The organism is Mesorhizobium sp. M7A.F.Ca.CA.004.12.1.1, from assembly GCF_003997835.1.
Classification (GTDB): domain Bacteria; phylum Pseudomonadota; class Alphaproteobacteria; order Rhizobiales; family Rhizobiaceae; genus Mesorhizobium.
This window is the reverse complement of the sequence record NZ_RZRK01000636.1, coordinates 1-3,608: the sequence shown is the minus strand read 5'-3', so window position 1 is coordinate 3,608 and position 3,608 is coordinate 1. Positions and strand designations below refer to the sequence as shown.

The following is a 3,608-nucleotide window of genomic DNA, read 5'->3' as shown; positions in this document are numbered from 1 at the left end:
GACCGTTACCTCCTACACCGAGCGGCCGGGACACAAGATCGACGAGGCCGACGGCCTGTCGGTGCCATGGTCGCGACCCAGCCCCAAGCGCAAAGGCGTTTCGGCCCGCGCGGTCAGCGCTGTGACCATCCTGGTGGTGCTGGCGCTGTGGGCGCTGTCGGCCCGCCTGCAACTGGTGTCGCCAGTGTTCCTGCCATCACCTGCCGCCGTGTGGAACAAGTTCATCACCGTCGCCCGTGACGGCTTCGTCGATGCTACGCTGCTGCAGCATGCCGTCGCCAGCCTGTGGCGAGTATTCGCCGCGCTGGTCGCCGCCCTTGCCATTGGCGTGCCGGTTGGTCTCGCCATCGGCATCAGCGCGATCGGGCGCGGCATCTTCGATCCGCTGCTGGAATTCCTGCGGCCTATCCCGCCGCTTGCCTACTTGCCGCTGGTCATCATCTGGTTCGGCATCGGCGAACCGTCGAAGATCCTGGTGATCACTATTTCCATGCTGGCGCCGGTGGCGCTGTCGACCGCGTCCGGCGTTCGCGGCGTCTCGCAGGAGCGCATCAACGCGGCGCGCTCGCTGGGTGCTACCCAGCGCCAAGTGGTCCGCCACGTCATCCTGCCCAGCGCGCTGCCGTCGATCCTGACCGGCCTGCGCATCGCGCTCGGCGCCGGCTGGTCGACGCTGGTCGCCGCCGAACTGGTGGCGGCGACACGCGGGCTTGGCTTCATGATCCAGTCGGCCGCCCAGTTCCTCGTCACCGACGTGGTGGTGATGGGCATACTGGTAATCGCGGCCATCGCCTTCGTGCTCGAATTCACCATCCGCAGGATCGAGCGCGTGCTCGTCCCGTGGGCGGGACGCGAATGATCGGAGCCCAGAGGAGCAGGAGAATGACGATGACCCATTCCACCGCCGTGCTGTTCGCCCAAGCCGGTAACTGGCTTCTCGCCTGGACCAGGGAAAGCCAGCCGCCAGAACAGCAACCGAAATCGCCAACGCCGGTCCGCTGGGACGCCGAGCGCGACCGCCTGCCGCCACGCGACGAGAGTTTTTACTGGGCCTGGCAGTATTGGTCGCAGTGAAGGGGGCGGTGCGACTTTGCGCCGTCCCCGCGTCTTCGTCATCCTAGGGCGGAGCAAGGAGCGAAGCGACGCAGCGCAGACCCTAGGATCCATGCCGCGACGGTGATGCCATGCTCCGGCGGTGAAAGAAACCGAGCGCCTACCAGCCGGTTCCACGAAAGAGCTCGAACCACTCTGGATTGGCTTTTTCGATCAACTCGATCTTCCATTGACGTGGCCAGCGCTTCAGTGACTTCTCGCGCTGGATGGCATCGTGCCGCGCTTCTGGCTCGCGGTCATGTAGACGTAGCCGGTCATGGTTTCAGGGTAGCCCGCGTTATTGGGCGTGCAAGCGCCATTCTGATCCGTTGCATCCTAAAGCCAATGTCACGGCATGGATCCTAGGGTCTGCGCCGCGTCGCTTCGCTCCTTGCTCCGCCCTAGGATGACGAATTCTGGGCTGCCGTAGAAGACAATTCCACATCGATGCCTCAACTCGCAAAATCATTCCTCTACTAAATTTATAGAACTACCTAGCCTGATCCATCTTCCAACCGGCGAGGCCATTTTCCCGGCGCCGATCCGCATCGAAGGAGAGGATCAATGTTCAATCTAACGAGACGTGTTTTCGGCATCGGCCTGCTGGCGGCGACGGTTGCCGTGTCATCCGGCGCCACAGCGCAGGAGCTGAAGCAGCTCAGCATCGGCTATCAGAAGACCGGCCTGCCGGTGATCGCCAGACAGCAGCAGGTGATCGAAAAGGCCCTTGAAGACAAGGGCGTGACGGTCAAATGGGTCGAGTTCACCGCCGGGCCGCCGCTGGTCGAGGCGCTCAATGTCGGCGCCATCGATGTCGGCTGGACCGGCGACGCACCGCCGATCTTCGGCCAGTCGGCGGGGGCCAACATCGTCTATGCCGCCGCGCTGCCGTCGAATGGCGAGGGCGAGGCGATCTTCGTCAAGCCGGCGTCGCCGATCCAGTCGATCGCCGATCTCAAGGGCAAGCGCGTCGGCGTCGGCAAGGGCACCAGCGCGCATAATCTGCTCGTCGCGGCGCTGGAAAAGGCTGGCCTTGCCTTCGACCAGATCACGCCGGTCTATCTCAGCCCGGCGGATGCAGCCGCAGCCTTCGCCAGCGACCAGATCGATGCCTGGAGCGTTTGGGATCCGTTCTTCGCCATCGCCGAAACCCGCTACCAGCCGCGTGTGCTGGCCCGCTCCAGCGAGGTGCTCAAGGTTAACACCTACTTCCTCGCCAACAAGGATTTCGCCAAGGCGCATCCCGAAACCATCACAACGACGATATCGGCGCTTGGCGAGGCGGCGAAATGGGCCGACCAGAACCGAGACAAGGTGGCCGCGGCGCTGCATGAGGTCACCGGCGTGCCGCTCGACGCGCAGATCATCGCCGCCAACCGCACCAAGTTCGGCATCTTTCCGATCACCGACGAGATCATCGCCGGCCAGCAGGCCACCGCCGACCGCTTTTACAAGCTCGGGCTGATCCCGAAAGCGGTCCGCATCTCCGACGCGGTGTGGACGGCACCCGGCAACTAACTTGTCCCCTGACGGCGCCGGGTGAGTACGCCCGGCGCCATTTGCGTTTGCACCCATATCTACAGGAGATCCGCCCGTGACTGTGCCAGACATGACCGCGCCTGCCAGCACCGCACCGCTCGATTTCTTCTGGTTCATCCCGACGCATGGCGACGGTTCTTATCTCGGTTCCGAGGAGCAGCAGCGACCGCCCGAATTCGGCTACTTCAAGGAGATCGCGCAAGCGGTCGACCGGCTCGGCTTTCCCGGCGTGCTGCTGCCCACGGGTCAGAACTGCGAGGATTCCTGGATCACCGCGACAGGTCTCGCGACGCTGACCGAAAAGCTGAAGTTTCTCGTTGCGCTGCGGCCGGGTGTCACGCTGCCGACTTTCGCCGCGCGCCAGACCGCCGCCCTCGATCGCTTGAGCAATGGCCGCCTGCTGCTCAATGTCGTGGTCGGCGGCAACCCGACCGAGCTCGCCGGCGACGGCGTCTTCCTGCCGCATGACGAGCGCTATGCCCAGGCGCATGAGTTCCTGACCATCTGGCGCGGCCTGGTGTCCGGCGAGCGGGTCAATTTCGACGGCAAATATTACCGCGTCGAGAATGGCCGCCTCGACCTTCTGCCGCACCAGGAGCGGCCGCCGCTCTATTTCGGCGGGTCGTCGGACGCAGGCCAGGACCTCGCCGCCGACCTCGTCGACATGTATCTGACCTGGGGCGAACCGCCGGCGCAGGTTGCCGAGAAGCTGGCTGCGGCGCGCGCAAAAGCGGCACTGCGCGGCAGAAAACTGCGCTTCGGCATCAGGCTGCATTTCATCGTTCGCGAGACCGAGGACGAAGCCTGGCGCGCCGCCGACCGGCTGATCAGCCATGTCACCGACGCCCAGATCGAAAATGCGCAGGCGCGCTTCCTCAACCAGATGGATTCGGTCGGCCAGCGCCGTATGGCGCAATTGCATGGCGGACGCCGTGACAGACTTGTCGTCTCGCCCAATCTGTGGGCCGGTGTCGGGC

General features: G+C 64.6%; 4 protein-coding genes. All 4 read left to right on the top strand.

Features of this window, described 5'->3' with window-relative positions; genetic code table 11:
- The coding region (locus EN984_RS26665) for an ABC transporter permease subunit (RefSeq protein ID WP_127384070.1) at nt 1-859 on the top strand (859 nt) is incomplete at its 5' end.
- A 29-nt stretch (nt 860-888) separates the two neighbouring features.
- Nucleotides 889-1,074, top strand: a complete 186-nt coding sequence (locus tag EN984_RS26660) for a hypothetical protein (protein ID WP_127269227.1) — start codon at nt 889-891, stop codon at nt 1,072-1,074.
- 582 nt (nt 1,075-1,656) lie between these two features.
- The gene (locus EN984_RS26655; RefSeq protein ID WP_127269228.1) at nt 1,657-2,610 is read left to right on the top strand and encodes a sulfonate ABC transporter substrate-binding protein; all 954 of its coding nucleotides are present in this window, start codon (nt 1,657-1,659) and stop codon (nt 2,608-2,610) included.
- A gap of 91 nt (nt 2,611-2,701) precedes the next feature.
- A partial coding sequence (locus EN984_RS26650) for an LLM class flavin-dependent oxidoreductase (RefSeq protein ID WP_164765661.1) occupies nt 2,702-3,608 on the top strand: 907 nt, incomplete at its 3' end.